23 protein-coding genes are annotated in these 23407 nt (G+C 64.8%); 13 read left to right on the top strand and 10 right to left on the bottom strand.

Annotation, left to right across the window (positions count from 1 at the left end; all coding sequences use genetic code 11):
- Positions 1–5: 5 nt before the first annotated feature.
- Both VIF40_RS17580 and VIF40_RS17575 read left to right on the top strand, forming a co-directional pair.
- Positions 6–1424: a glutamate synthase subunit beta gene (locus VIF40_RS17580; RefSeq protein WP_331938811.1), complete on the top strand. Its 1419-nt coding sequence runs from the start codon at positions 6–8 to the stop codon at positions 1422–1424.
- A gap of 6 nt (positions 1425–1430) precedes the next feature.
- Complete coding sequence (locus tag VIF40_RS17575) at positions 1431–1622, top strand: hypothetical protein (protein ID WP_331938810.1); 192 nt, start codon at positions 1431–1433, stop codon at positions 1620–1622.
- 58 nt (positions 1623–1680) lie between these two features.
- Here the strand turns inward: VIF40_RS17575 and VIF40_RS17570 are convergent, their stop codons facing one another.
- From VIF40_RS17570 to VIF40_RS17560, 3 genes are all read right to left on the bottom strand, one after another.
- Entirely contained in the window at positions 1681–2292 is a 612-nt protein-coding gene (locus tag VIF40_RS17570) for a L,D-transpeptidase (protein WP_331938809.1), read from the bottom strand.
- Positions 2293–2456: 164 nt separating this feature from the next.
- Complete coding sequence (locus VIF40_RS17565; protein ID WP_331938808.1) at positions 2457–3863, bottom strand: SGNH family hydrolase; 1407 nt, start codon at positions 3861–3863, stop codon at positions 2457–2459.
- Positions 3864–3959: 96 nt separating this feature from the next.
- Positions 3960–4385 (bottom strand): hypothetical protein, encoded by a 426-nt coding sequence (locus tag VIF40_RS17560; protein ID WP_331938807.1) that lies wholly within the window; start codon positions 4383–4385, stop codon positions 3960–3962.
- 253 nt (positions 4386–4638) lie between these two features.
- Here VIF40_RS17560 and VIF40_RS17555 point away from each other — a divergent pair, with 253 nt between their 5' ends.
- Both VIF40_RS17555 and VIF40_RS17550 read left to right on the top strand, forming a co-directional pair.
- Positions 4639–5337: a ribonuclease T2 gene (locus VIF40_RS17555; RefSeq protein ID WP_331938806.1), complete on the top strand. Its 699-nt coding sequence runs from the start codon at positions 4639–4641 to the stop codon at positions 5335–5337.
- Positions 5338–5340: 3 nt separating this feature from the next.
- Positions 5341–6192 carry a 23S rRNA (adenine(2030)-N(6))-methyltransferase RlmJ gene (locus tag VIF40_RS17550; RefSeq protein WP_331938805.1) on the top strand — a complete coding sequence of 284 codons (852 nt, stop codon included), beginning with the start codon at positions 5341–5343 and terminating at the stop codon, positions 6190–6192.
- A gap of 49 nt (positions 6193–6241) precedes the next feature.
- Here the strand turns inward: VIF40_RS17550 and VIF40_RS17545 are convergent, their stop codons facing one another.
- From VIF40_RS17545 to VIF40_RS17535, 3 genes are all read right to left on the bottom strand, one after another.
- Positions 6242–7399: a Mu transposase C-terminal domain-containing protein gene (locus VIF40_RS17545; RefSeq protein WP_331938804.1), complete on the bottom strand. Its 1158-nt coding sequence runs from the start codon at positions 7397–7399 to the stop codon at positions 6242–6244.
- Positions 7400–7418: 19 nt separating this feature from the next.
- Positions 7419–7940: a transposase gene (locus tag VIF40_RS17540; RefSeq protein ID WP_331938803.1), complete on the bottom strand. Its 522-nt coding sequence runs from the start codon at positions 7938–7940 to the stop codon at positions 7419–7421.
- A 496-nt stretch (positions 7941–8436) separates the two neighbouring features.
- On the bottom strand, positions 8437–8583 hold the full coding sequence (locus VIF40_RS17535; protein WP_331938802.1) for a hypothetical protein: 147 nt from the start codon (positions 8581–8583) through the stop codon (positions 8437–8439).
- Between the two features lie 995 nt (positions 8584–9578).
- On the opposite strand from VIF40_RS17535, the gene amoC reads away from it, so the two are divergent.
- From amoC to VIF40_RS17515, 4 genes are all read left to right on the top strand, one after another.
- Positions 9579–10355 carry a bacterial ammonia monooxygenase, subunit AmoC gene (gene amoC / locus VIF40_RS17530; RefSeq protein ID WP_331938801.1) on the top strand — a complete coding sequence of 259 codons (777 nt, stop codon included), beginning with the start codon at positions 9579–9581 and terminating at the stop codon, positions 10353–10355.
- Positions 10356–10494: 139 nt separating this feature from the next.
- Entirely contained in the window at positions 10495–11265 is a 771-nt protein-coding gene (gene amoA / locus VIF40_RS17525; RefSeq protein ID WP_331938800.1) for a bacterial ammonia monooxygenase, subunit AmoA, read from the top strand.
- A 166-nt stretch (positions 11266–11431) separates the two neighbouring features.
- Complete coding sequence (gene amoB, locus VIF40_RS17520; RefSeq protein WP_331938957.1) at positions 11432–12718, top strand: bacterial ammonia monooxygenase, subunit AmoB; 1287 nt, start codon at positions 11432–11434, stop codon at positions 12716–12718.
- Positions 12719–12897: 179 nt separating this feature from the next.
- Positions 12898–13368 carry a hypothetical protein gene (locus VIF40_RS17515; RefSeq protein WP_331938799.1) on the top strand — a complete coding sequence of 157 codons (471 nt, stop codon included), beginning with the start codon at positions 12898–12900 and terminating at the stop codon, positions 13366–13368.
- Between the two features lie 567 nt (positions 13369–13935).
- Here VIF40_RS17515 and VIF40_RS17510 read toward each other — a convergent pair.
- Positions 13936–15405 carry a hypothetical protein gene (locus VIF40_RS17510; protein WP_331938798.1) on the bottom strand — a complete coding sequence of 490 codons (1470 nt, stop codon included), beginning with the start codon at positions 15403–15405 and terminating at the stop codon, positions 13936–13938.
- Positions 15406–15460: 55 nt separating this feature from the next.
- Positions 15461–15931 (bottom strand): hypothetical protein, encoded by a 471-nt coding sequence (locus tag VIF40_RS17505; protein ID WP_331938797.1) that lies wholly within the window; start codon positions 15929–15931, stop codon positions 15461–15463.
- Positions 15932–16051: 120 nt separating this feature from the next.
- On the opposite strand from VIF40_RS17505, the gene aroA reads away from it, so the two are divergent.
- The 3 genes from aroA to gluQRS are packed head-to-tail and all read left to right on the top strand — an operon-like array spanning position 16052 to position 18909.
- Complete coding sequence (gene aroA, locus VIF40_RS17500; protein ID WP_414684830.1) at positions 16052–17434, top strand: 3-phosphoshikimate 1-carboxyvinyltransferase; 1383 nt, start codon at positions 16052–16054, stop codon at positions 17432–17434.
- Positions 17427–18074 (top strand): (d)CMP kinase, encoded by a 648-nt coding sequence (gene cmk / locus VIF40_RS17495; RefSeq protein ID WP_331938795.1) that lies wholly within the window; start codon positions 17427–17429, stop codon positions 18072–18074. Before aroA ends, cmk begins: the two co-directional genes overlap by 8 nt.
- Before the next feature lie 16 nt (positions 18075–18090).
- Positions 18091–18909 (top strand): tRNA glutamyl-Q(34) synthetase GluQRS, encoded by an 819-nt coding sequence (gene gluQRS, locus VIF40_RS17490; protein WP_331938794.1) that lies wholly within the window; start codon positions 18091–18093, stop codon positions 18907–18909.
- A 9-nt stretch (positions 18910–18918) separates the two neighbouring features.
- On the opposite strand, the gene VIF40_RS17485 is transcribed toward gluQRS, so the two are convergent.
- Positions 18919–19950: an AI-2E family transporter gene (locus VIF40_RS17485; RefSeq protein ID WP_331938793.1), complete on the bottom strand. Its 1032-nt coding sequence runs from the start codon at positions 19948–19950 to the stop codon at positions 18919–18921.
- Between the two features lie 182 nt (positions 19951–20132).
- Between VIF40_RS17485 and VIF40_RS17480 the strand changes: the two genes are divergently transcribed.
- Together VIF40_RS17480 and VIF40_RS17475 are read left to right on the top strand one after the other, a co-directional pair.
- Positions 20133–20375, top strand: a complete 243-nt coding sequence (locus tag VIF40_RS17480; protein ID WP_331938792.1) for a hypothetical protein — start codon at positions 20133–20135, stop codon at positions 20373–20375.
- A gap of 66 nt (positions 20376–20441) precedes the next feature.
- Positions 20442–20999 (top strand): hypothetical protein, encoded by a 558-nt coding sequence (locus VIF40_RS17475; protein ID WP_331938791.1) that lies wholly within the window; start codon positions 20442–20444, stop codon positions 20997–20999.
- A gap of 4 nt (positions 21000–21003) precedes the next feature.
- On the opposite strand, the gene VIF40_RS17470 is transcribed toward VIF40_RS17475, so the two are convergent.
- Positions 21004–23037, bottom strand: a complete 2034-nt coding sequence (locus tag VIF40_RS17470; RefSeq protein WP_331938790.1) for a M23 family metallopeptidase — start codon at positions 23035–23037, stop codon at positions 21004–21006.
- Positions 23038–23407 lie beyond the last annotated feature (370 nt).

Here is a 23407-nt window from a genome sequence, read left to right as displayed (position 1 = left end):
GAGGCATGGGAAAGGTCACGGGTTTTCTGGAGATCGACCGGCAGGACCGCAAATATAAGCCGGCCGCCGACCGTATCCGCCATTACGACGAATTCGTCATCGCGCTCTCCGAGGAGGCGACGCGCAATCAGGCGGCGCGCTGCATGGATTGCGGCATTCCGTTCTGCCACAATGGCTGTCCGGTCAATAATCAGATCCCGGATTGGAACGATCTCATCTATCATGGCGACTGGCGCCGCGCGCTGGCCAATCTCCACTCCACCAACAACTTCCCGGAATTCACGGGCCGCGTCTGCCCCGCGCCCTGCGAGGCGTCCTGCACGCTCAATCTCATCGACCAGCCGGTCACCATCAAGACGATCGAATGCGCGATCGTCGACCGTGGCTTCGAGGCGGGCTGGGTTCTGCCCGAGCCGCCCAAGTCCAAGACCGGCAAGCGCATCGCCGTCGTCGGCGCCGGCCCGGCCGGGCTCGCCGCTGCGCAGCAGCTCGCGCGCGTCGGCCATGACGTGCATGTCTATGAGAAATTCGCCAAGGCCGGCGGACTGCTGCGCTATGGCATTCCGGACTTCAAGATGGAGAAGCATCTCATCGACCGCCGCGTCGCGCAGATGGAGGCGGAAGGGGTCGCCTTCCATTACAACGTTCATGTCGGCGTCGATCTCGACGCTGATCGGCTCGTCGCCGAGCATGACGCGGTGATCCTCTCCGGCGGCGCCGAGCAGCCGCGCGATCTCCCCATTCCGGGGCGCGATCTGCGCGGCGTGCATTTCGCCATGGATTTCCTGCCGCAGCAGAACCGCCGCGTCTCCGGCGAGCCGCTCGTCACCAATGAGCCGATCCTCGCCTCCGGCAAGCATGTCGTCGTCATCGGCGGCGGCGACACGGGCTCGGACTGTATCGGCACCTCGGTGCGCCACGGCGCGCTGTCGGTGACGCAGCTCGAGATCATGCCGCGCCCGCCCGAGAAAGAGGCCAAGCTCGTCACCTGGCCGGACTGGCCGTTGAAGCTGCGCACCTCCTCGTCGCATGACGAAGGGTCGACGCGCGATTTCGCTGTGGTGACGCGGGAGTTTCTGGGCGCCGACGGCGCCGTCGCCGGACTGCGCTGCGAGCGCGTCGACGGCAAGCTGCAGGCCATTCCCGGCAGCGCGTTCACGCTGAAGGCCGATCTCGTGCTGCTGGCCATGGGCTTCGTCTCGCCAGTGCGCGAGGGGCTGCTCGAGAAGCTCGCGGTCGCGCTGGACCCGCGCGGCAATGTCGCCGCCGACGTCAAATCCTATCATTCGTCACGCGAAAATGTTTTTGCGTGTGGAGACATGCGGCGCGGGCAATCGCTCGTCGTATGGGCGATCCGCGAGGGCCGGCAATGCGCCGCCTCGGTGGACGCCTTCCTGATGGGCGAAACAAATCTACCGAGGTGAGAGAACATGCCCACGGCCTTGTGGTTCTGCGACAATATCGGAAATTCGGCTCTGCCCTATGTGCTGCTCGCCATGCCGATCATCGGCGCCTATCTCTATGGGCAGAAGAGAACGCGTGTCGCCTGGATTTTGATCAGCGTCTGGGTCGTCACGCAGGTCATTATCTCCGGCCTGACCAATGCGAACTGCGGCGGCTGACGGGACGAGAATAAAGTGACGCCGGCGACCGTCTGGAGACGAGCGCCGGCGTTTTTCGTCAGAGAACGTGGACCTGCGTGCCGACCTTCACGCGATTGTAGAGATCGCTGACGTCGCCGTTCAGCATGCGGATGCAGCCGGACGAGACGCCATGGCCGATCGTCCAAGGCTCATTGGAGCCATGGATGCGGAACATCGTGTCGCGGCCGCCCGAATAGAGATACATGGCGCGCGCGCCGAGCGGATTGCTGGCGCCGCCGGTCATATGCCGCGGCAGATCCGGACGGCGGTGGAGCATGGCCGAGGGCGGCGTCCACGCCGGCCAAGCCTCCTTGCGGCCGATATGCGTTTGGCCGCGCCAGGTGAAGCCCGGCCGGCCGACGCCGACGCCATAGCGGATCGCCTGACCATCGGCCATGGAGAGATAGAGAACGCGGTTTTGCGTGTCGACGGTGACCGTTCCCGGCCGCTGACGGGTCGGGTCGGCGACGACGGAGCGCGTGGACGAATATTCGCCGGAGAGCTGGCCGTCGGAATTGGACGGGGCGCTCGCCGCCGAGCGCCCGCTGAACAGGAAAGCGAACGGATTTTCGAAAGCTTGCGCGGCGGGCGCGGCGCAGCCGGACGCCAGCGCGAGCACGATGGAAAGAGAACAACGACGCAACGACATGACAGATACTCCCTTCGAGGCCCTCGGGCCCTTCGAGCGGGAGAAAAATGCTTCGCAGGGCGCGCCCGTTCCCTCGCGAGCGCGTCGTCGTCGCGCTTCATTCGAGATGAATTGAATGCGGAATTGACGGGTTTCGCGCATTTCGAGCGAAACCGCAGGGCGCCTCAGCGCGTCTCGGCCGCGGAGGAGGCCGCCGCCGGCGTGGGCGTGGGCGTCGGAGCCTCGGCGGGCTTGGACTCGGCTGGACGGGACTCGGCCGGCTTGGACTCGACCGGCGTGGCGCCGCCCGGCTTGGTTCCGCCCTTCGGCCAGGAGAAATCATCGGCGCGGCCGGGCTGGCTAGGCTGCTCGCCGCCCTCGACGTAAATATGATCGACGAGCGCGCGCGCCGCGGCGGCGCGGGCCTCTTCGCCAGGGGCGGATGATTTTCCACGTCGCGCCAGCTCGCCGTCGGTCGCGACGATGGCGGTGGTCAGCGATTGGAGCGGGCCGATCGCGGGGCGATCCGGCAGAACGGGCGCGGCCGCCGGAACCGGGCCGCTCGGCGCGATGATCTGGACCGGCGGCGCTACGGCCGCTGCCGGGGCGGTAGCGGGCGCTTCCTCGGCGGACGGCGGGGAGGCGGCTTCGGCCGGCGCGCCGTCGGAGGCGGGGTGGCGCGCGTCGAACAGGCGCTTGATCTCGCCCTCGACGAAATGGGCGAGCTTGCGCGCGCCGACATCGGTGAAATGGACGCCGTCCGCCGACCGCAGCTTGACGATGCGCCCGTTTATATCCGGGCCGAAGGCCTGATATTGGTTGCGCTCATCGGCGAACGCTTCCCAAATATCGATGAAAGGCGCGCTCTCCTGCGCCGCCGCCTGCCGGTAGATGTCGTTGAACTTCGCCATATCGGCGGCGAAATGCTCGCTCTTGGTGACCGGCAGGCCGACCCAGACCAGCGGAATCTTCTTCTCGCGGAAGGCCGCTCGGATGCTCTCCACGCGCTGCGCATAGCGCTCGCGCCAGCGCGGCGACAGGGTCTCGATCGTCTCGGTCCCCTCGTGAATGGCTTGCCGATCATTGGAGCCGATCATGATGACGGCCATGTCGATCTTGTCGCCGCTGGCGAGCATCTCGCGCGCCGCCTTCGGCCAGTCGAAATAATCCTCTCGCACGAGGCCGGTGCTGTCCTTGGCCTTGTGCAGGATGCGGATATCGGGCCGGTCCGCATAGGCCTCGTCGAGACCGTCGGCCAGCATCTGGCCCAGGCTGTCGCCGATCACTGCGACCTGGAAAGGCGGCGGGGCGTTGGGGTCCTCGGGCTTTTGCGTCTTGTCCTTCTTGGCGGCCTTGCTCTGGCCGTGCCAATAGGCCGGCGCGCCATATTCGCGATGCGGCACCAGACGCCGCATGCGGCCGGTCTCGCGCGCGGGCGGATGCGCCTGCGGACGGGCGTGCGGCCGACCGCCGAACAGGCCCTGAAAGAAATCCGCGACAGGGTCCTGCGCGCGCGCGCTGTCCGCGCCGCCCGAGAACAGCGCGAAGAGGAGGATCGCCAATAGGCCGAAGGAGCGGGGCAGTCTGCGCATGTCGCCAATATAGCGCGGCCCCGGCGGCAAAGCGATCCGGCGCCCCGCTGAGGGACGCTCGCTCGCGCGCGGCGGCGTCACTGTCCAGCTCCCGTTTCAGCGCAAATGCGCGGGCGCTTGCGGATTATTCGCCGGATTGGTGTCGTGCTTGGAGAGCTTCTCCACCACGCCGCCGCCGACGAAGGGCGTGAGCGCGGCCTCGAGCGCATCCGCGGCGGCCTTGGGATAGACCTCCTCGCCTTCGACATAGATGGTGAAGGATTTGACGTGCTTGGCCTTCTTGACCGGGTCCTCGATCGTCGCCTTGGTCCATTTGTAGAGCGGGAAGCGCTCGACTCCCTGCTTCTCCGCCTCGGCGACATAATGGACGAAGGCGTCGAATTGATTGCTCAGCGCCGCATGATGCTTCGCCAATATTGCGGCGATCGGCGCGAGCGCGGTATTCTGTGGATCGGTGCGGGCGAGCTCGGCATAGTCGTCGCTGATCGTCAGCCGGATCTGATAGTCCCACTCTTGGCTCATGCTCGAGCTCCCTCGGCTCTTTCCTGTCGGCGGATCGATCGGCGCGGCCAGCGTCGCGCAATTAAAGAGGGCCGCCGCGGCGCAGAGCGTCCGAATTCCGCGCTTCATGTGACGTTTCCCATGATGATCCGTGCAAATATCCTAGTGAATAAGTAGGGTGTGTCAATGACGCGCGGCTCTCGCAGAGCCGCGGCTTGACGCGGCGCCTCGGGCTCCGGCATCAATCCGCAACCTTGCTGTTTCGGAGCGGCGCATGTTCAAGCAATCGACACTCGCCTGCGCCCTCGCGGCGCTCGTCTTTCTCCTCGCGCCGATCGCCTCCATGGCGGAGCCGGAGCTCGCGCGGCGCGAGGCGATCGAGCCCGCGGAGGCGCGGGGCGGCGCCGGGGCCTTCGACTTCTATGTGCTGACGCTCTCCTGGTCGCCGGCCTTTTGCGAGAGCGGCGAGGGCCGTGAATATCGCGCGCAATGCGAGCCCGGCCTCGGAAAGGGCTTCGTCACCCATGGGCTGTGGCCGCAATACGATCACGGCCTCCCGAGCGAATGCGACGGCGCCGCCTCGCCGTCGCGCATGGCGCTCGCGCATGTCGCCGGCGTCTATCCCGACGAGGGGCTCGCGCGGCACGAATGGCGCAAGCATGGCCGCTGCTCCGGCAAGAGTCCGACCGACTATTTCGCCGATGTGCGCCGCGCCAGCGAGAGCGTGACGATCCCGGCGCTGTTCGAGCGGCCGCGGCAGGCGCAGAGCTTCGCGCCGCTCGATATTCAGCGCGCCTTCATCGCCGCCAATGCGCGGCTGCGGCCGGGCATGCTCGCGGTCACTTGCCGCAAGGGCGCGCTGCAGGATGTGCGCATCTGCTTCTCGCGCGATCTGCGCGCGTTCCGCCCCTGTCCGGAGATCGTGCGCGGCGCCTGTCGCGCCGGCGAGATCGCCGTTCCGGCGCCGCTATAGACGATGAATTATCGCCATGGGTTCCACGCCGGCAATTTCGCCGATGTGTTCAAGCATGCGCTGCTGGCGCGGCTCCTTCTCTATCTCACGCGCAAGGAGACGCCGTTCCGCGTCATCGACACGCATGCGGGGGAGGGCGCCTATGACCTCGCCGCCGACGAGGCGCGGCGCACCGGCGAATGGCGCGGCGGCATCGGGCGGCTCGCCGATCTCTCCGGCGCGGATGCGCGGCTGCGCGATCTGCTCGCGCCCTATCTCGCCATCGTCGGGACTCTCGACGAAGAGGGGCGGCCGGCGCTCTATCCAGGCTCGCCGCTGATCGCGACGCATTTTCTGCGCGCGCAGGATCGCGCCGTCTTCTGCGAATTGCGGCCGGACGCTTTCGAGACGCTGCAGATGCGCTTTGCGCGCGACAAGCGCGTGAAGACGCTTCACCTCGACGGCTATGTCGGCCTGTCCGCCTTCACGCCGCCCAAGGAGCGGCGCGGGCTCGTGCTCGTCGATCCGCCCTTCGAGCAGCGCGACGAGACGGAGCGCATGCTGAAGACGTTTCTCGAGGCGCATCGCAAATGGCCGACGGGAATTTACGCCTTGTGGCGGCCGATCAAGGACGAGGCGGAGTCCCGCTGGCTCCTCGGCGCGCTAGGCGCGAGCGGCGTGAAGAAGATTTTGCGCCTCGATCTCTCGGTCGGCGGCGCCGATGACGATCAGAAGCTGCGGCGCACTGGGCTCCTCGTCGTCAATCCGCCCTTCACCTTCGCGGAAGAGGCGCGGGAGCTGTCGGCCTTTCTCGCGCAGCGATTGGCGCAGGGCGCGGGCGCCGGCGTCGAGATCGAATGGGTGAGCGGCGAGTGACCGACGCTCGCCGCTCGACGGCGGCGGCCCTTTTGCGGCCCGACGGGCGTCAGCGATCGACGAGCAGGAAGGGGCAGCTCCCGGCGCATTTGCGCGCGCAGAGAAGGGCGGCGTCGCCGGCGATGGGCTGGCTCGCCACGCTATCGGACAATTCGGCGTCGTCTGCCGGCGTCTCTTCGTAGAGCGGCGTCTCTTCGTAGAGCGGAGAATCGAAGCGCGGAGCGAGCGTCGATCGGCGGGCCGTCTCGAACGCGCGCCGATCCGAGGCGGTCGTCACGGCGAGCGCGCTTTGCGCTTCGATTCTCGGCGCGTCTTCGTGCAATGGCTGGAACAGCCGCCGCTCGCGCGCCTTCACGAATCGTCCAGACGGGCGACGCACGAAAATGCGCGAGAGATCGCGCGGATCATAGCGCACCTCGAGGCGCCTGCGCCCGGCCGCGAGATCGTCGGCGAATGCGCGCGACCAATAGAGGCGGCCGAGCAGCCGCAGGCCGTCCTCCGCGAGCGCGCCTTCGTCGTCGGGCAGCAGCGACAGGCGGAAGTTCACGCAATCGAGCGGCATGCGCAGCAGATCGGGACGCATATGCCGGCGCCAGAGCGCGAGCGGCGCGCGGCCGAGATCGCGATGCTTGCGACAATGATAGCCGCCCGCGATCTCCGCGCCGATCCAGCTCTCGAGCTCGCTCAGCATGAGCCGCTGCGCATGTGGGCCGACATAGGGATCGCGCTCGCCGCGCTCCATGGGGCCGACATTGGCGATGAGCGGAATGCAGCCGAGGCGATTGCCGATCAGCGCCTCTATATGCGCGCCATAGCGGGCGCCCGCCGGCTCGCTCCAAACCGTCTCGATCCCGATCTCGCGGCAGACGCGCACGAAGGCGCGACGGCCGAAAAAGCTGTTGGAGTCGACATGGATCGCTTCGGGAAGTCCGGCGACCGGCCAATCGACATCGACCCCGCGCTCGGCGAGCCAGCGCGTCTTGTCGCAGACGGAGTGCAGAATGCAGAAGCTCGCCGAAAGGCGCGTCGGCGGCGCGAGCGAGAGATGAAAGCCCGTCGCCATGCGCGTGAACGCATCGATCCCGAGCGTGATCCAGGGCCGGCCGATCTCGCGGCCGGTCTCGTCGTCGACGATTATCACATCGACTTTCGCGTGATCGATCTGAACGGCCTCTAGCGGCCGTGTGGCCTCTGATCTCTTCCGCACCTTGCTCGCCGCTGTTTCGCTATTCGGTTTCGCTGCGTCGCCGCGTCCGCGTCTGAATGTCGATGTCGTGCACACGCGCCTTGATGGTCCGCCAATTGGGCGCCGGCAGACGCTCCTTCAGGCAGCGCTTGGCGATCTCGCGCACGAGCTGGCTGAATTTCGGCCGCGCGGGCTGCAGATAGAAGGTCTCGATCGTGTCGCGAATGAGCGTCTCGCGCGCCGAATCGAGCACGCGCGCGCCCTTGGGCCGGCCGACCGGACGCGTCATCGGCGCGGTGACGGCGCCGCAGCTGCGGAAGGTCTTGATCATCCGATAGGCGGTGGCGCGGCTCACGCCGAGATCGCTCGTCAATTTGCGAATGACCTCTTGCGACAGGCGCTCTCCCTCACGCGTGAGAACCTCGCGAATGACGTCCTCGCGGTGACGATTCTCGTCCGGGCGCCGACTGCGTCGCTCGCGTCGGTCGCCGATCGACGTCGCGATGCGATCGGGCGCCGGGGCGAGGCGGGGATGGTCGGGGTCGAGAACACTTCCGCTCATTTCCAGGCGCTCCTCGTGCAGACTGAACCTCCGCGCCGCGCGCGTCTCGATCTCTTAGCCGCGCGTCGCCGCGAGGCACTTTTTCTCATGATTACAAAACCGAAGACAATGTTCGATTTTGCACGGCCCGCAGGCCTCGGCCGGGCGGGGCGGCCGAGGCCTGCGGGCGAGCCGCCGCCTCCGCTCTCGTTCGACGCCGGAAAAGCCTTAGGAAACCACATGTTTCGACGATGTTTCACGGAATTGGAATAGTTCAAAATAGCAAGAGCGACCGCCTCGAACCGAATAGATGCAGTCTTGCTACATAATGTCGCAGCGTAGAGTTTCGCCGATGCAGTGGAGCGCATGTCCGTACGTAGTCTATTTCTCGAGAGAGCTGGAGAGGATGCGTCGGCCGTCCGCGAGCCGGATGCGCGCGCGGAGGGTCGGATCTGGCGGTGTCGCGATCGACTCACGAATCGATCGCTCCGCCGAACAGCCCGAAGCGGACCATCTCCTATCGGTAAGGGCCGTCGCGGTCGCAGGCGACCGCTCGCGCCAGATCGGCGGAGAGATATTTGGCGCTCGGAATGATCTCGAAGGTCGCGCGCTTCTCGCTGCGCCCCTCGTTCGCGAAGAAGCCGAGCGATCCATTCTCCGCCACGGATAGCGGGACTTTCGTTCGGCCGACGGCCGCTGACGTCGGCGCCGTGGAATTCGGCCTCGACCAGGAATTCCCAAGGCGCGAGCAGGCCGTCCTTGTGAAGCGCCTGTTCTCGGACAGATCATAGACCAGCGCCGACGCACGGGTCGTCACTACGGCGACGCGCGCGCCGGTCACGTTCGCGAGATAGGCGTAGATCAGCAGCTGTTGCGCAGGCTCGGGACGCCGCCGCCCGCAGTTCTACGCTGCGGCGGAATAGATCAATTCGCATCGAGCGAACACCTCTCACCTTTGCGGCGCAGGCGGATTTTCTCAGCCTGCGCCGACCTTTGCGCGCGGCGCGCAGGGTCAGAGATTGAGCGCTCTGTTCACCGTCGGGATGAAGATCGCGAAGACGAAGATCGTGACGAGAATCCACAGCACGACCCATTTGAGCTCTTCGACCTTATGCAGCATTCGAGCTTTCTCCTCCCGTTTTTAAAATTGGTCGACGCCGCGTTTCGAGGCGACGCACGCTCTTGTCTTGATCCAAGAGGCGATGAGGCGCAACAAGCATAGGGCGGCGTCACAATGCCACAGTACTTAATAATATAGGAAATCTCATATTTTGTAATTAGTATCATTTAAAAATGCAGCGTTTATCGCCTTAGTTATTGGGAATGTCTCATTTTATATACGATATAAATATCATAGTATTGCACAATATAAGTATTAAATACACTATATGCAGCATAATGTCGCATATGTATTGTTTATGATCAATTGACAAGCGCGGCGCGCGACATGTTAGGCTCCAGCACTGCAAGGAGCTTTCTGGCTCTACTGCAAAGAGGCGCGGCGCTGAAATAGTTCCGGCGACCGGCCTCGCGCTCCGAACGTCGCGAGGCCGCAAGGAGGGCCTTCGAGGCGAACCGCGCCAAGGGAAGACAAAGCGTCATCCGGAACGGCGGGAGACCGTTTTCGAACGGATGATTTCAAAGAGGAGGAACGCGACAATGAGTCTGACGACAGAGAAAGCGGCCGGGTCCGTCCGGGCCGCGGAGAGCGACAGCATCGTCAATTACTGGCCCGCCTATTGGACGATGATCTGTCTCTTCGTGTTCTATGTGACGATCCGCATCTATGAGCAGTATTTCGGCTGGAAGGCCGGCCTCGATTCTTTCGCGCCGGAGTTCCAGACCTATTGGCTCAATCTGATGTGGACCGAGCTGCCGCTCGAATTCATCGCCTTCTGCGGCATCGGCGGCTATCTCTGGAAGACGCGCGACCGCAACATCGACGCTGTCGCGCCGCGCGAGGAGATGCGCCGTCTGCTGACGCTGGTCGGCTGGCTCGCGATCTACGCCTTCACCGTCTATTGGGGCGCCTCCTACTTCACCGAGCAGGACGGCACCTGGCATCAGACGGTCATTCGCGACACCGACTTCACGCCGAGCCATATTCTGGAGTTCTACCTCAGCTACCCGATCTACATCATCGCCGGCTGGGGCGCCTTCATGTATGGGCGCACGCGCATTCCGCAGTTCGCGAAGAAAATCTCGCTGCCCTTCCTGCTGTTCTTCGCGGGCCCCTTCATGATCTTCCCGAACATCGGCCTCAACGAGTGGGGCCACACCTTCTGGTTCATGGAAGAGCTGTTCACCGCGCCGCTGCACTGGGGCTTCGTGTTCTTCGGCTGGTTCGCGCTCGCCGTCTTCGGCACCACCTGCCAGGTGCTCGACCGCGTGATCGAGCTCTCGAAGGACTTCGAGCAGGACGTGCTCTCTCTCTGATCGCGCGCGCGAAAACGCATTCTCTTCCTCCGCGAAAGCGATCGCGCGTCTCGCGCGGTCGCGGCGGGGGCGGGGCAAGCAAAAGAAAAGTCCGGCGCGCTTGCGCCGGGGAGCGACAATCTCAAGGAGCAAAAGCAAAATGTCCATTTCCACCGAGGCCGGCGCATCCGCCGGCAAGACCTGGAAATCGAAGGAGGAGTTCCTCGGCTGCGTGATGCTGACCGATTGGATTCTCCTCGTCGTGCTATTCGCCGTGGTGCTGGGATCCTTCCATATCCACTATATGCTGCTCGCCGGCGACTGGGACTTCTGGATCGACTTCAAGGACCGCCGCATGTGGCCGACCGTGGCGCCCATCGTCGCCATGTGTTTCGCCGCCGCGGTGCAATCCTTCCTGTGGCAGAAGTTCCGTCTGCCGATCGGCGCGACAGTCGCTTGCCTCGCGCTGCTCGTCGGCGAATGGATCAACCGCTACGACAACTTCTGGGGCTGGACCTTCTTCCCGATCAATCTGGTCTTCCCGTCGGCGCTCATCCCCATGGGCTTCTGGCTCGATGTGGTGCTGATGCTGTCGGGCAGCTGGCTGGTGACGGCGCTGGTCGGCTCCATGGGCTGGGGCCTCTTGTTCTATCCGATCAACTGGCCGGTGCTGGCGCAATTTCATCAGTCCACGGAGATCGACGGCGTGCTGCTGACGCTCGCCGACCTCATCGGCTTCAACTATGTGCGCACCGGCACGCCGGAATATATCCGCATGGTCGAGCGCGGCACGCTGCGCACTTTCGGCAAGGACGTCGTTCCGGTCGCCGCCTTCTTCTCCGCCTTCATCTCCATGCTGATCTATTTCCTGTGGTGGAAGATCGGCACTTGGTTCACCAACACCAAATACATCGAGGCCGACGACATCTGATCCGCGAATATTCGCGAGCGCGAGGCGGACTGCGTCACGCGGCCCGCTTCGCCGAGACCTCACAATTCACGACGAAATCCAATCACGACGAAATCCAAGAGGCCCGTCTGTCTTCGGCATGACAGCGAGGCCGAGAAAACAAGGATAAGGGAGACCGATCGAAATGATGAACAAGCTCCTCGCGACACTGGCGGGATGCGTGAGGCCGCGGGCGCTGCGCGCCTTGGCCTTCGGCCTCGCCGCGGCGATCGCCGCCACCACTCTGCCGGCGGCGACGCCCGCATCGGCGCATGGCGAACGCTCGCAGCAGGCGTTTCTGCGCATGCGCACGCTCAACTGGTACGATGTGAAATGGTCGAAGACCGAGGTCAATATCAACGAAGAGATGGTGCTCTCGGGCAAGGTGCATGTCTTCTCCGGCTGGCCGCAGGCCGTCGCCAAGCCGGATGTCGCCTTTCTGAACGTCGGCGAGCCGGGCCCGGTGCTGATCCGCAAGGGCGCTTTCGTCGGCGACGTGCCGGCGCCGCGCTCCTTTTCTCTGCAGGTCGGCAAAGACTATGAATATAAGCTCGTGCTCAAGGCCCGCCGGCAAGGGCGCTTCCACGTCCATGTGCAGATCAACGTCGAAGGCGGCGGACCCATCGTCGGCCCTGGCGAATGGATCACCATCAAGGGCGACATGGCGAATTTCACCAATCCGGTGACTTTGCTCGACGGCTCGACCATCGATCTCGAGACCTATGGCATCACCTGGACCTACATCTACCACTTCGCCTGGATGGCGGCCGCCGCGGTCTGGATCCTCTACTGGTTCATGACCAAGGGCCTCATCGTGCGCTATTGGTGGGTGAAGGCCGGCAAGGCCAATGAGCTCATCACCTTGCGCGAGAAGCGCATCGGCGGCCTGTGGCTCGCCGCCTCCATGCTGGCGGTGCTGTTCGGCTACGCCTGGGCGAACAACGCCTTCCCGCGCACTCTGCCGATGCAGGCGGGACTGCTCAAGGGCATCGATCCGATCGCTCTGCCGCAGGCCAGCGTGACGGCGCAGTTTAAGGGCGGCTCCTATACGGTGCCGGGCCGCGAGCTGTCGGTGAAGCTGCGCATCACCAATAGCGGAACCGAGCCGGTGAAGATCGGCGAGTTCACCACCGCGGGCCTGCGCTTCCTCAACCCTGCGGTGTTCACCACGCGGCCGCAATTCCCCGAATATCTGCTCGCCGATCGCGGCCTCGCCGTCAGCGACGAGACGCCGATCGCCCCCGGCGAGACGCGCGATGTGACGGTCGTCGTTCAGGACGCCCGCTTCGACATAGAGCGCCTGTCGGACCTCGCCTATGACACCGACAGCCAGTTCGGCGGCCTGCTGTTCTTCTTCAGCCCGTCGGGCAATCGCGTCGGCGTCGAGATCGGCGGCCCGGTGATCCCGCGCTTCGCGGCCGGAGCGACGCTCTGACCACAAGAGAGCTTCACGCGGTTCTCTTCACTCTTCTCCGCGTGTTGGTGTGAAACTTCCTCCCCCGCCCGGTTCGTCCGGGCGGGCTTTTTTGGCTCGGCGGGGGCGGGCATGGCGCTTGCGTGGGGAGAGCGCGTCCCGGCCTCCGCCGGGGCAACTGAGCGTTTTGCGGGATCGCCATGCACGAGCAAGCCGGGGACGTCCGCGCCGTTCCGGCGCAATTGTTGGAGCGCGGCTTTCGGCTGCTGGCGCTGCGGGAGTTTCGCGCGACCGATCAGCCGCCGGCTTTGGCGTTGATTCAGCAGAGTATTTTGCGCGACGTGCATCGCGTTCATCGCCATGGCGTCTCTTTCGGCTGCACGTTTTTGCCGCAGATCATGCAATGGCTGATCGATCTGCTCGGCCGTCCCTCGCTGCATCCGCCGGATTATCCGGCGAGTCCCGCCTATCGCAACCCGGCCTGGCCGTCCTTTCATTGGCGCCCGGAGAGCCGGCTGTGGGAGGAGGGCGTCGAGACAGTGGAGTGGCATGTCGATGTGATCTTCGCCGATTCCGCGTCTTTCGACGCTTTCGTGGCGCGCTGGCGCGACCGTCTGACGGAAGCCGACGCGCCGGGCGACGCCGCAGATGCGTCGAAGGCCGCGCTCTGACGCGCGGCCTCGGCTTTCGGAGGCGGGCGCAGGCGGCTAGGAACAAATTCAGCCCGCGCGGGCGCGCCCCGGCGCCTCGCGGCGTGGGGGAGAAGGGCGGCTCGGGACGCTCCGGCCCCTTCGGCCGGTGCGCGAGGAAATCATCCGGGGCCGGAGCGTCCCGAAACGCGGTTGTCGTTCTCGTCGACATCCCGAGGCTTGGTCGAACCCGCGAATCCTGGGGTTTCTCGATCAAGACGCGATCGAGTCCGACGGCCTGGGATCACGAACGGTTCTCGTTTCTCCCTATGGACGGGAGAAGAACGCCGTCCGGCGACGCGCTGCCTGTCCATGGATGGGGGTCGCCATCCCGGATGGAGCCGCCCCCCGCCCGCGCTCCCTGACCCGAGAAACGCGCCCTTCATGGGCGGAGGTGGGAGCGATATAGGAATATTTTCAGGGTGTGTCAAGTGGCGCTGTTCGGGTGGGCGGGTTTTGGGCTATGAACCTGAGCGGACCTTCAGATCCAAGACGAATTTCAAGCGTGCCAAAGTTCTAACTCTTGCAATGGCTCGAACTCGTGTGGCCTCACGCTTTCGATCCGGAAGGCTTGTTATCCTTCCTTGCGTCGATCAGCACGATATCGTAATGCCCACTCAGCTCAAGTTCCTTGAGTATCTTATCGACCTTCCGCTTTTCGGAAGCGTCAAAATAGATGATGACCTTAATGCCTTTCTTCGCACCACTGGCCGCTTGGTAGATCGGCAACTGCTTTTCAAGGTTTTGTTTTAGCTTTGTGTTTTTGGCGAGTTTCATTTCGATGAGAGTTTTATCGAAGGCACCTCGACTGATCTTAAAATCAACTGGCCCCCTCCCGTCATTGACCTCGGCGCTCGCGTCTGACGGCGTGCCGAACCAAATAAATTTGCAGAGAATTTGAAGGTCACTCTCGCGCTGGATGGCTTCGTCGCCATGCCAGAAAATCCGGTGCCCGCCCTTGTTTTCGATCACATCTTTGAAGAAGGCGAGACGCTGGTGTGTCTCTTCGTACGTTACGCCTGGCGTCGTGTAGAATGCAGTTGTTTCTGCCAGTTGTGACTGGATTGATTTGACCTGTTGTTCAAAAATAAACTTCGTCAATGCGACTTTGTCTGCACTTATATCAGTCGCGTCGTCTCCGTGTTCCTCCTTATAACGGATGTACCAATCTACCAGTTCAGGGAAGTGCAGATAGGTCTTAATCGCTGCTTCCGCGCGTTCTTGCGCGCTTGGCTCCCGATCCTTTGGTTTCGCAAGTACGCTTTCGAAATAGGCGAAAATCTGGCCTCGCAGTTCGTTGTCAGGAATCGCAACTGGAATTTCCTCAAACTGGCGTACCATGTCACCCTTGTTGATCCAGTTTTCGTCGCGAGTGAGCATGTCTTTTGGTGTCAACAGGACATAATCACCGTCAATGTACGGCAGCTCGTATTGCATACGTTGCCATGATTTAGTGTCGTAGTTAAACTTGGCTTTTTTAATCCAGACGATCTTTCGAAGCTCGGGCGCTATGTACGCCTTTGCAAACTCCTGAGTGTATCGGCATATAAAGTCGAGAATCAGATTCAATGTAAAATCGCTGATGTTGTCACGACCAACGCCCTCGCTAACGAGGCAGACCTTTTCGATATGGCTACCCTTCGATATTCGCTCCTTGCCGAAGTCAGAAAATATGCTGTGTAAGTTTGCACTTAGCGCTACCGCAAATTTTCGCCCGAGACCGGAGCCTCTATTACCGACAAGCGAAAAGCCTAGCCAGTTCTCTTTGATTTCTGGGAAAAGAAACCACGCATCAATGAGATCGTCATTGACACGACCCGCGATGACCTGGTCTCGTAAAAAAGTGATGTATTGCAGAATTTCATCATGTAGAAGTTGATAGTCGGAATTTGCGCTATTAAAGAGCAGAAAAGGATCAATGAACAATGGCAGATCATTTATTAGCGAGACATTGAAGGCACCGTAGTCTTCCACATCCTGTTCGGAGACACCGAAAAACTCGTTGAAAAAAGTCGCCATGCATTCATTCCTGCTCGGCCGTGCGGCAGCCGTGTCTTTAAGATCAGTTATCCTGCTATCCTTGGCGAAGCCTCGAGATCGTGCTCCCCGACACTCCGCGCGAGGTCAACTTGCGTCGCGGGGCTTTGGCAAGCTCCGCAAGAGCCTCCTCGCGCTGAACGTCTCGCGTCTTGGCCTGGCTGTGCCCTTCGCTCGTGCGGACGCGCATCAGCGCAAACTCGAATTCAGCAAGTTCACCGATTACAGTCAAGTCTTCGTGGCTGGCCGAATTCGCGGTCGAGCCCCTCCCAGGAACATCCGTTATGGCGCGATTTTCCCGTTCGGGGAAGGCCGACGAGGAAGCATGGCCCCCATACGCCCAAATCCAGATCAAGAACGCATACACAGCCGCGTCATGCCCGCGCTCGTCGCGGGCATCCACGCCGGGACATTGCGACACGTGGGAAGAAGACGCGGCGTTGTTCCGCTTATTCTTTGAATTCTCCTCGGTCGTCGCGGCGTGGATGGCCGCGACGAGCGCGGCCATGACGCTGGGAGTCCTGGGGCAGGGGCTCGCGGCCGCCCGGGCTCGCGGCCGCCTGCGCTGCCTGCGCGCGGCATTTGTGACGCGGCGGCGCGCGTTGTATATGCCGGAGCCGCGCGGGCCATGGGAAACGGCGCCGCGGCCGGAGATCGAGCCAGATTGCACACCGACGCCGAACATTCCCCCTCGCCGCTCAGCGCCCTGCGTGCGAGCGGGCTCTCCGGACGCTGCCGCCCGCCCGGCGATAAATCCGTCTCGCATCGCTCGCTGATCCTGGGGACGCTGGCGGTGGGCGAGACGCGCGTCGAAGGGCTGCTCGAGGGCGACGACGTTCTGCGCACCGGCGAAGCCTGCCGCAAGCTCGGCGCGCGGATCGAGCGCCTCGCGCCGGGCAGTTGGAGCGTGCGCGGGCCGGGCCTCGGCTCGCTGCTGGAGCCGCGCGAGACGCTGGATTTCGGCAATGCCGGCACTGGCTCGCGGCTGATGATGGGCGTCGTCGGCGGCCATCCGATCAAAGCGCGCTTCGATGGCGACGCCTCGCTGCGCAAGCGGCCGATGCGCCGCATTCTCGATCCGCTGGTCCTGCAGGGCGCCCGCGTGCTGGAGCAGGCGGAGGGCGGGCGCTGCCCCATTCTGCTGCAGGGAACCGCCGAGCCTCTGCCGATCGAATACAAGACGCCGGTCGCCTCGGCGCAGATCAAATCCGCCGTGCTGCTGGCCGGGCTGAATTCGCCGGGCCGCACTGTGGTCATCGAGACCGAGGCCTCGCGCGACCATACCGAAAAAATGCTGATCCATTTCGGCGCCCGCGTCGTCAGCGAGCCTTATGGCGAGCATGGACGCAAGGTGACGCTGGAGGGACGGCCCGAGCTGCGCCCGAGCCTGGTGCGCGTGCCGGCCGATCCGTCCTCCGCGGCCTTCCCCATTGTCGCGGCGCTGATCGCCGAGGGCTCGGAGATCGTGGTCGAAGGGGTGATGACCAATCCGCTGCGCTGCGGCCTCCTCACCACGCTCGCCGAGATGGGTGCGAGGATCGCGCTCGAGAACGTCCGAGAGGAGGGCGGCGAGGAGGTCGCCGATATTCGCGTCGCCGCCTCGCGCCTCGCGGGCGTGGATGTGCCGGCGGCGCGCGCGCCGTCGATGATCGACGAATATCCGATACTGGCGGTGGCCGCCGCTTTCGCCGAGGGCGAGACGCGCATGCGGGGGCTCTCCGAGCTGCGGGTGAAGGAGTCCGATCGTCTCGAGGCGATCGCCGCGGGGCTGAAGGCCAATGGCGTCGATTGCGAGATCGTCGGCGACGATCTCATCGTGCGCGGCGGGGCCGGGCGTGTGAAAGGCGGGGGAAATGTCGAGACGCATCTCGACCATCGCATCGCGATGAGCTTTCTCGTCATGGGGCTCGGCGCCGACGCGCCCGCGGTGGTGGACGACGATCGCATGATCGCCACGAGCTTTCCGAATTTTCGCGCCCTGATGGAAGGGCTGGGGGCCCGCTTTGTCTGATCGTGGATTGGTCATCGCCATAGACGGGCCGGCGGCCTCCGGGAAGGGCACGCTGGCGCGGCGGCTCGCGGCGCATTTCGGCCTGCCGCATCTCGACACCGGCCTGCTTTATCGCGCCACCGCCTGCGCGCTGCTCGACGAAGGGCGGCCGCTCGACGACATTCGCGCCGCGGTGGAGGCGGCGCGCGGCCTGGCGCTCTGCGATTTCGACGAGGCGCGGCTGCGCACGCGCGAATTGGGCGAGGGGGCGTCCGTCGTCGCCGCCATTCCGCAGGTGCGCGCGGCGCTCATCGAGATGCAGCGCAGCTTCGCGGCGCGCTCGGAAGGCGCGGTGCTCGACGGGCGCGACATCGGCACGGTGATCTGCCCGGGCGCCGCGGTGAAGATTTTCGTCACCGCCAGCGCCGAGACGCGCGCCCAGCGTCGCGCGCTGGAGCTCGCCTCGCGCGGCGAGCGCGTCGTCTACGCCAGTATTCTCGACGATGTGCGCCGGCGCGACGAGCGCGACAGCGGCCGCAGCTCGGCGCCGCTGAAGATCGCCGATGACGCGGTGCGGCTGGACACGACAGATCTCGACATAGACGCGGCCTTCGCGGCGGCGCTCGACATCGTGCGGGAGAAGGCGGCGCTGGCCGGCTGAAGCGGGATGCGCGGATATGAGCGCCGACGAGACGAGAAAAGTCTTTCGCTTCGCGCCGTCGCCCAATGGCTATCTCCATCTCGGCCACGCCTATTCGGCGCTGCTCGATTTCGATCTGGCGCAGCGCGAGGGCGGCCGCTTCCTGCTGCGCATGGAGGATATCGACCAGGGCCGGGCGCGGCCGGAGCTCGAGGCCGCGATCTATGAGGATTTGGCGTGGCTCGGCGTCGTCTGGGAGACGCCGGTTCGCCGGCAGTCCGAGCATTCGGCCGATTACGCCGCCGCGCTCGACCAGCTCGCGGCGCTCGGCTTGCTCTACCCCTGCGTGTGCTCGCGCGCCGATATCGCCGGCGCGAGCCGGGAGCGCGATCTCGACGGCGCGCCGCTCTACCCCGGAACCTGTCGCGGCAAGGGGCTCGCGCGCGACGGCGCCAATCTGCGGCTCGACATGGCGAAGGCGGCGGCGCTGGTCGGCGGCGAGGTCTCGTGGCGCGAGCATGGCAAGGAGATCGTCGCCGCGCCGCAGGAATGGGGCGACGTCGTGCTGGCGCGCAAGGATATAGGGACGAGCTATCATATCGCCGTCACCGTCGACGATGCGCTGCAAGGCGTGACCGATGTGGTGCGGGGCAGGGACCTCTACGAGGCGACGCGGATTCATCGGCTGCTGCAGGAGCTGCTCGGCCTGCCGGCGCCGGCCTATCGCCATCATGCGCTGGTGCTGGACGGGGACGGCCGCAAGCTCGCCAAGAGCCGGGCCTCCGAGCCCTTGCGGGATTTGCGGGCCGAGGGCGCGACGCCGGCGGATGTGCGGGCCATGCTCGGATTGCCGTGAGCCGGCCGCTCAGTCCGGCTCCCGCGGCTCTTTGTCGGAGAGCAGCGCCGCGACCCAGCGGCTCGACGGGAACTGGTCGCAGAGCGTCAGAAAGGCGATGGCGATCGGCACGCCGATGAAGGCCCCCGGCAGGCCCCATAGAAATGTCCACAGCAGCACCGAGAAGACGACGACCGTCGGCGACATGGCCAGCGCCGAGCCGGAAAATGCCGGCTCCAGCCCGCTGCCGATGACCAGCTGGACGACGCTCAGAACGCCGAGAACGACGAGCGCCGTCTGGCCCGAGTCGAATTGCGCATAGGCGAAGAGAGCGGGCAGCAGCGTCGCCACGGCCGGGCCGATATAGGGCAGATAATTCAAGGCGAAGGTCAGCACGCCCCAGGCCGCCGCGAGATCGAGGCCGATGACCAGCGCGAACAGGAAAACCACGACGCCGGTGGCGAGGCTGGCGACTGTGCGCACCAGCATGTAGCGGCGTAGCTTTTGAGCGATGCGCGCGCCGGCGTGCAGGAGGGAGCGCGCCGTCTCCTCATTGCGCGAGGCGGCGAGCTTTTTCTCGAATCCGGCAGATTCGGCGAGGCCCATGATCACATAGATCAGCACCACCAGGGCGAAGCCGACGAATATGTTGACCCGCGTCGCCGCCGCCCGCAGCAGCGCCAGCACCCAAGCGGCGTTGAAATGCTCGGTAATCAGCGAGGCGACGAAAATATCATGCGCCTCCAGCCATTTGGTCGCGTTCTCGAAGGAGGCCTTCACGCGTTCGACATTGCGGATGAACCAGTCGACGATCTCGCCGCCGCTCCAGACGATCAGCGAGGACAAGGCGATCATCACGGCGAGCGCGATGAGAATGCTGAGAATGAGCGCCACCGGCCGCGGGGTTGTCGTCTGCAGCCATTGCTGCAACGGCCAGATCAACGCGATGATGAAGAGCGCGAAGACGACCGGCTCCAGCACCGACTGGCCGATGGAGAAGGCCGCCAGCATCACGAAGCCGATGACGATGACCGCCGCCGTGTCGGCCGCTCTCTCTCCCATCGCCGCCGCTCCCGCTTTTTCCAACCCGGTATCCGCGCCCGATTTCCCGGCCCGATTTCCCGGGCCTCGCGCTCGCGAGCAAAGGTAGAGCGACGCCGTCTCTTGAAAACGCCTCGCAATTGTCGAGAGCGCGCCGAGCGCTAATTCCCAGCGAGCGTTTTCGGACCAATTGGAGAGATGAGATGTCGACTCCCGAGGACAACAAGGACGACAATTTCTCGCGCCGCGCCTTCGCCGCGGGCCTGCTGGCGGCTCTGGTCGCCGTTCCGCTGGTCGCCGCCGCTCCCTCGCGAGCGGAAGCGCAGGAGCGGCAGTTCGTGCGGCCCTCCCATACGCCGCGCGTGCAGCGTCCGCGCAGCCATGTGCGCGGTCCCGTGATGCATCGCAGCCTGTTCCGCCGGCGCGTCCGCGTTCCGGCGCGGTGACGCGAGAGAACCATTCGAGCGCGCATGCCCGCTTTCGGGCGGCATGCCTCAGGGCAGGGGATCGAGATGAACGACTATAGCGTCGCGCCGGAATTCGGAGAGCACGCCGTCGCGGCGCGGGCGGGCGCCTGGCTGAAACGCAAGGCGCCCTATCTCATCGTGCTCGCTCTGGCGATTTTCGGCGTCGCCTATACGAGCGTCGCCCAGACGCCGCTCTATGGCTATTGGGAGTTTCTGGGCGTCGCGATCGGCGTCGCCTGCGTCGCGATCGGCTGGCGCCAGGCGTCCGACCGGAGCGCGCGTTTCGCGCTGGCGCGCACCCAGGCGCTGCATTGGGCGGCGTTTCTCGTCGCCATGAACATCGTTCTGTGGCCGAGCGTGAACAGCTTCCTCAATGCGCCGGCGACCGGGCTCGCTCTGCTGCTGCTGCTGGCGCTCGGCACTTTCGTCGCCGGGATACATGTCTCGTTCGACATCGCCGTGCTCGGACTCGCGATGGCGGTCGCCGTTCCGGCCATCGCCTGGTTCAAGCAATCGGCGCTGTTCCTGATCCTGGCCGTTCTCGTCCTGGGCGCGGTCGCCGCCGCCTTCTGGCGGCGCGGCGGGGGCGAGCCCTCCGCGTGAGATTTCAGCGGCCCTGCCGCGTGGCGACGTGGGGATTGTTGGGCGCCTTGGCCATCAGCTGATCGATCCGGTCGCGCTCGCGCTTGAAGTCGGCGAGCAGCTTGCCGTCGAACTCACGCGTGCGCGCCAGCTTGACGCGCATCGGATCGACGAAATGGCCGTTGACCATCACCTCGTAATGGAGATGCGGGCCGGTCGAAAGGCCCGACGAGCCCAAAAATCCGACGATCTGGCCCTGCTTGACGCGGATTCCATCGCGAATACCGCGCGCGAAGCCCGACATATGATTGTAGGAGGTCGAATAGCCATTGGCGTGCTGGATTTCCACGCGGCGGCCGTAGCCGCTGTGCCAGCCGGCCTCCACCACGACGCCATTGCCGGCCGCCAGAATGGGCGTGCCGATGGGCGCAGCCCAATCGACGCCCGTATGCATCTTGTAATAGCCGAGGATCGGATGGCGGCGCATGCCGAAGCCAGAGCGCGTCTCGCCCGCGGCGATCGGCTTGCGCACCAGGAACTTGCGGCTCGAGCGGCCGTTCTCGTCATAATAGTCGACGAGGCCGTCGTCGGCGGTCTGATAGCGATAATAGCGCAATGTCTCGTTGCGCGTCGTGATGGAGGCGTAGAGCAGCGCCTCGCGCCCGGAGCCTTCCTCGTTCTCGTCATAGAGGACGTCGAGCGAATCGCCGCCATTGACGCCGCGCTGCAGATCGAGATCATTGGCGAAGATGCGGACGAGGTCGATGATGATGGGCTTGGGAATGTCCTGCTTCAGCGCGGTTTCATAGAGCGAATCATAGAGGCGCATGCCGCCCGGATCATCGTCGTTCTCGCCGCCGTCCTCGTCCACGCCCGCGGCGCCGCGGCGGCCGGCCTTGGCGAGATTGGCCGGCGCCGTCACCTGCAGGAAGGTTCCGCGGTCGGTCGCCGCCACCATGGTCTCCAGCCGGTCGTCGGTATAGATCGAGATGCGGGCGAGCTGGAGATTGGCTCCCGAGCCGTCGAAATCGGCGAACAGCAGCTTGATTCTCTGGCCCTCGCGCGCCGCGGTCTCGATCCGCTTGCCGCCGAAGGCGGCGGCGACGGCGCCGATGCTCGCCCGGGGCACGCCATTGGCGATCAGCGCGTCGACCAATGTCTCGCCGCGACGCAGGACGATGAGCTTCTCATCCATCTGGGTCGGCTGCGGCCCTGCGGAGCGCGGCGCGATGGTGACATTCTCCGGCACCATGCGCACTTCTATGGCCGAGAAGGGCGCGGTGACCGAGGGCGTCCCCGCCGCCGCATAGGCGAGCGCCTGCGGATCCAGCGAGGCGCGGCTGGTGCGCGACAGCAGCCATTGTCCGGGGAGGGGCAGGGCGGATTTGGAGCCGGCGGCGAGCTGCGTCTTGGCCTGCTCGCCGACCTGCGCCTGACACTCCTCGAGCGACAGCGTCGCAATCTGCCGCTCCGGCTCGCTCGCCGCGAAATCACGCGTGACGAAGGAGACCTCCGCATCGTCGGGCGCTATGTCGGGCTCGGCCGCGCTATCGGAGGCGTTGCGCGCATCCGCCAGCAGCTTCAACGGGTTGAAGGCGGGGACCTCCTCGGCGAAGCTGGTCGGCGCGAGCGTCAGCGTCGTCGCCACATGCGTATAGGCGCGTGTGCGCATGACCTCCTTCTCGCCGGCGCGGGAGGTGGTCGTCGTCTTGAACGTCTGCTTGGCGGCGACAATATCCACGGCCCGCAGAATGCGGTCGCCCTTTTTGGGATTGACGACCTGACTGTCCCTTTCGTCCTTGCGGCCGAGCTGGGCGCGAGTCGGCGCCTCGGCGAAGCGGGACTGGTGATCGAGCGCGGTATAGGCCGCCGAGCTGATGAGCAAAGCGCCGGACAGGCCGGTCAGCACCGTGCCGGCGAGCCAGCGGATGGAGACCCGTCGGCGATCGAGCGGGGAGTGGCGCTGGCCGTCCGCTTCAATGGCCGGCTGGTCGCCGATGTCGGTCCAGTCGACCTCCGCCAGAGCGGGAATGAGGCGCCTGTTCGCATCGAGGGGCATTGATTGGCGGCCGATCCGTTTTTCGGGTGCGATAAACGACTGAGACGCGGGGCGCTTCGACAGGCGCCGCGGGAGCCGGTCCCGAAGCCGCAAAACGAAGCCTGCGCATTATGGCCCAATTGCGGCGCTGACGTTCTCCACCGCGGAAACCCACGGCTCGCAAGGGGTTTAGATGCATGACGACGGTTTCGTGAAAAAAGCGCCGAGGCGTGTTGACAGTGCCGAGGGCGCGGCCCTATAAGGCGTTCATCGACGGCGGCGCTGCCAACGAGCAGCGCACGAAGTCGCTTCTTCGTCTTTCTAGCGGAGTTCAGCCACCCGGCTGGTTCGTCGGGACGAAGAGGCGTCTTCAGTATCGGGGCTTCGGCCT

The sequence above is a fragment of the Methylosinus sp. genome (genome assembly GCF_036560965.1).
Lineage (GTDB): Bacteria > Pseudomonadota > Alphaproteobacteria > Rhizobiales > Beijerinckiaceae > Methylosinus.
This window is presented reverse-complemented; position numbering and strand designations above follow the sequence as displayed.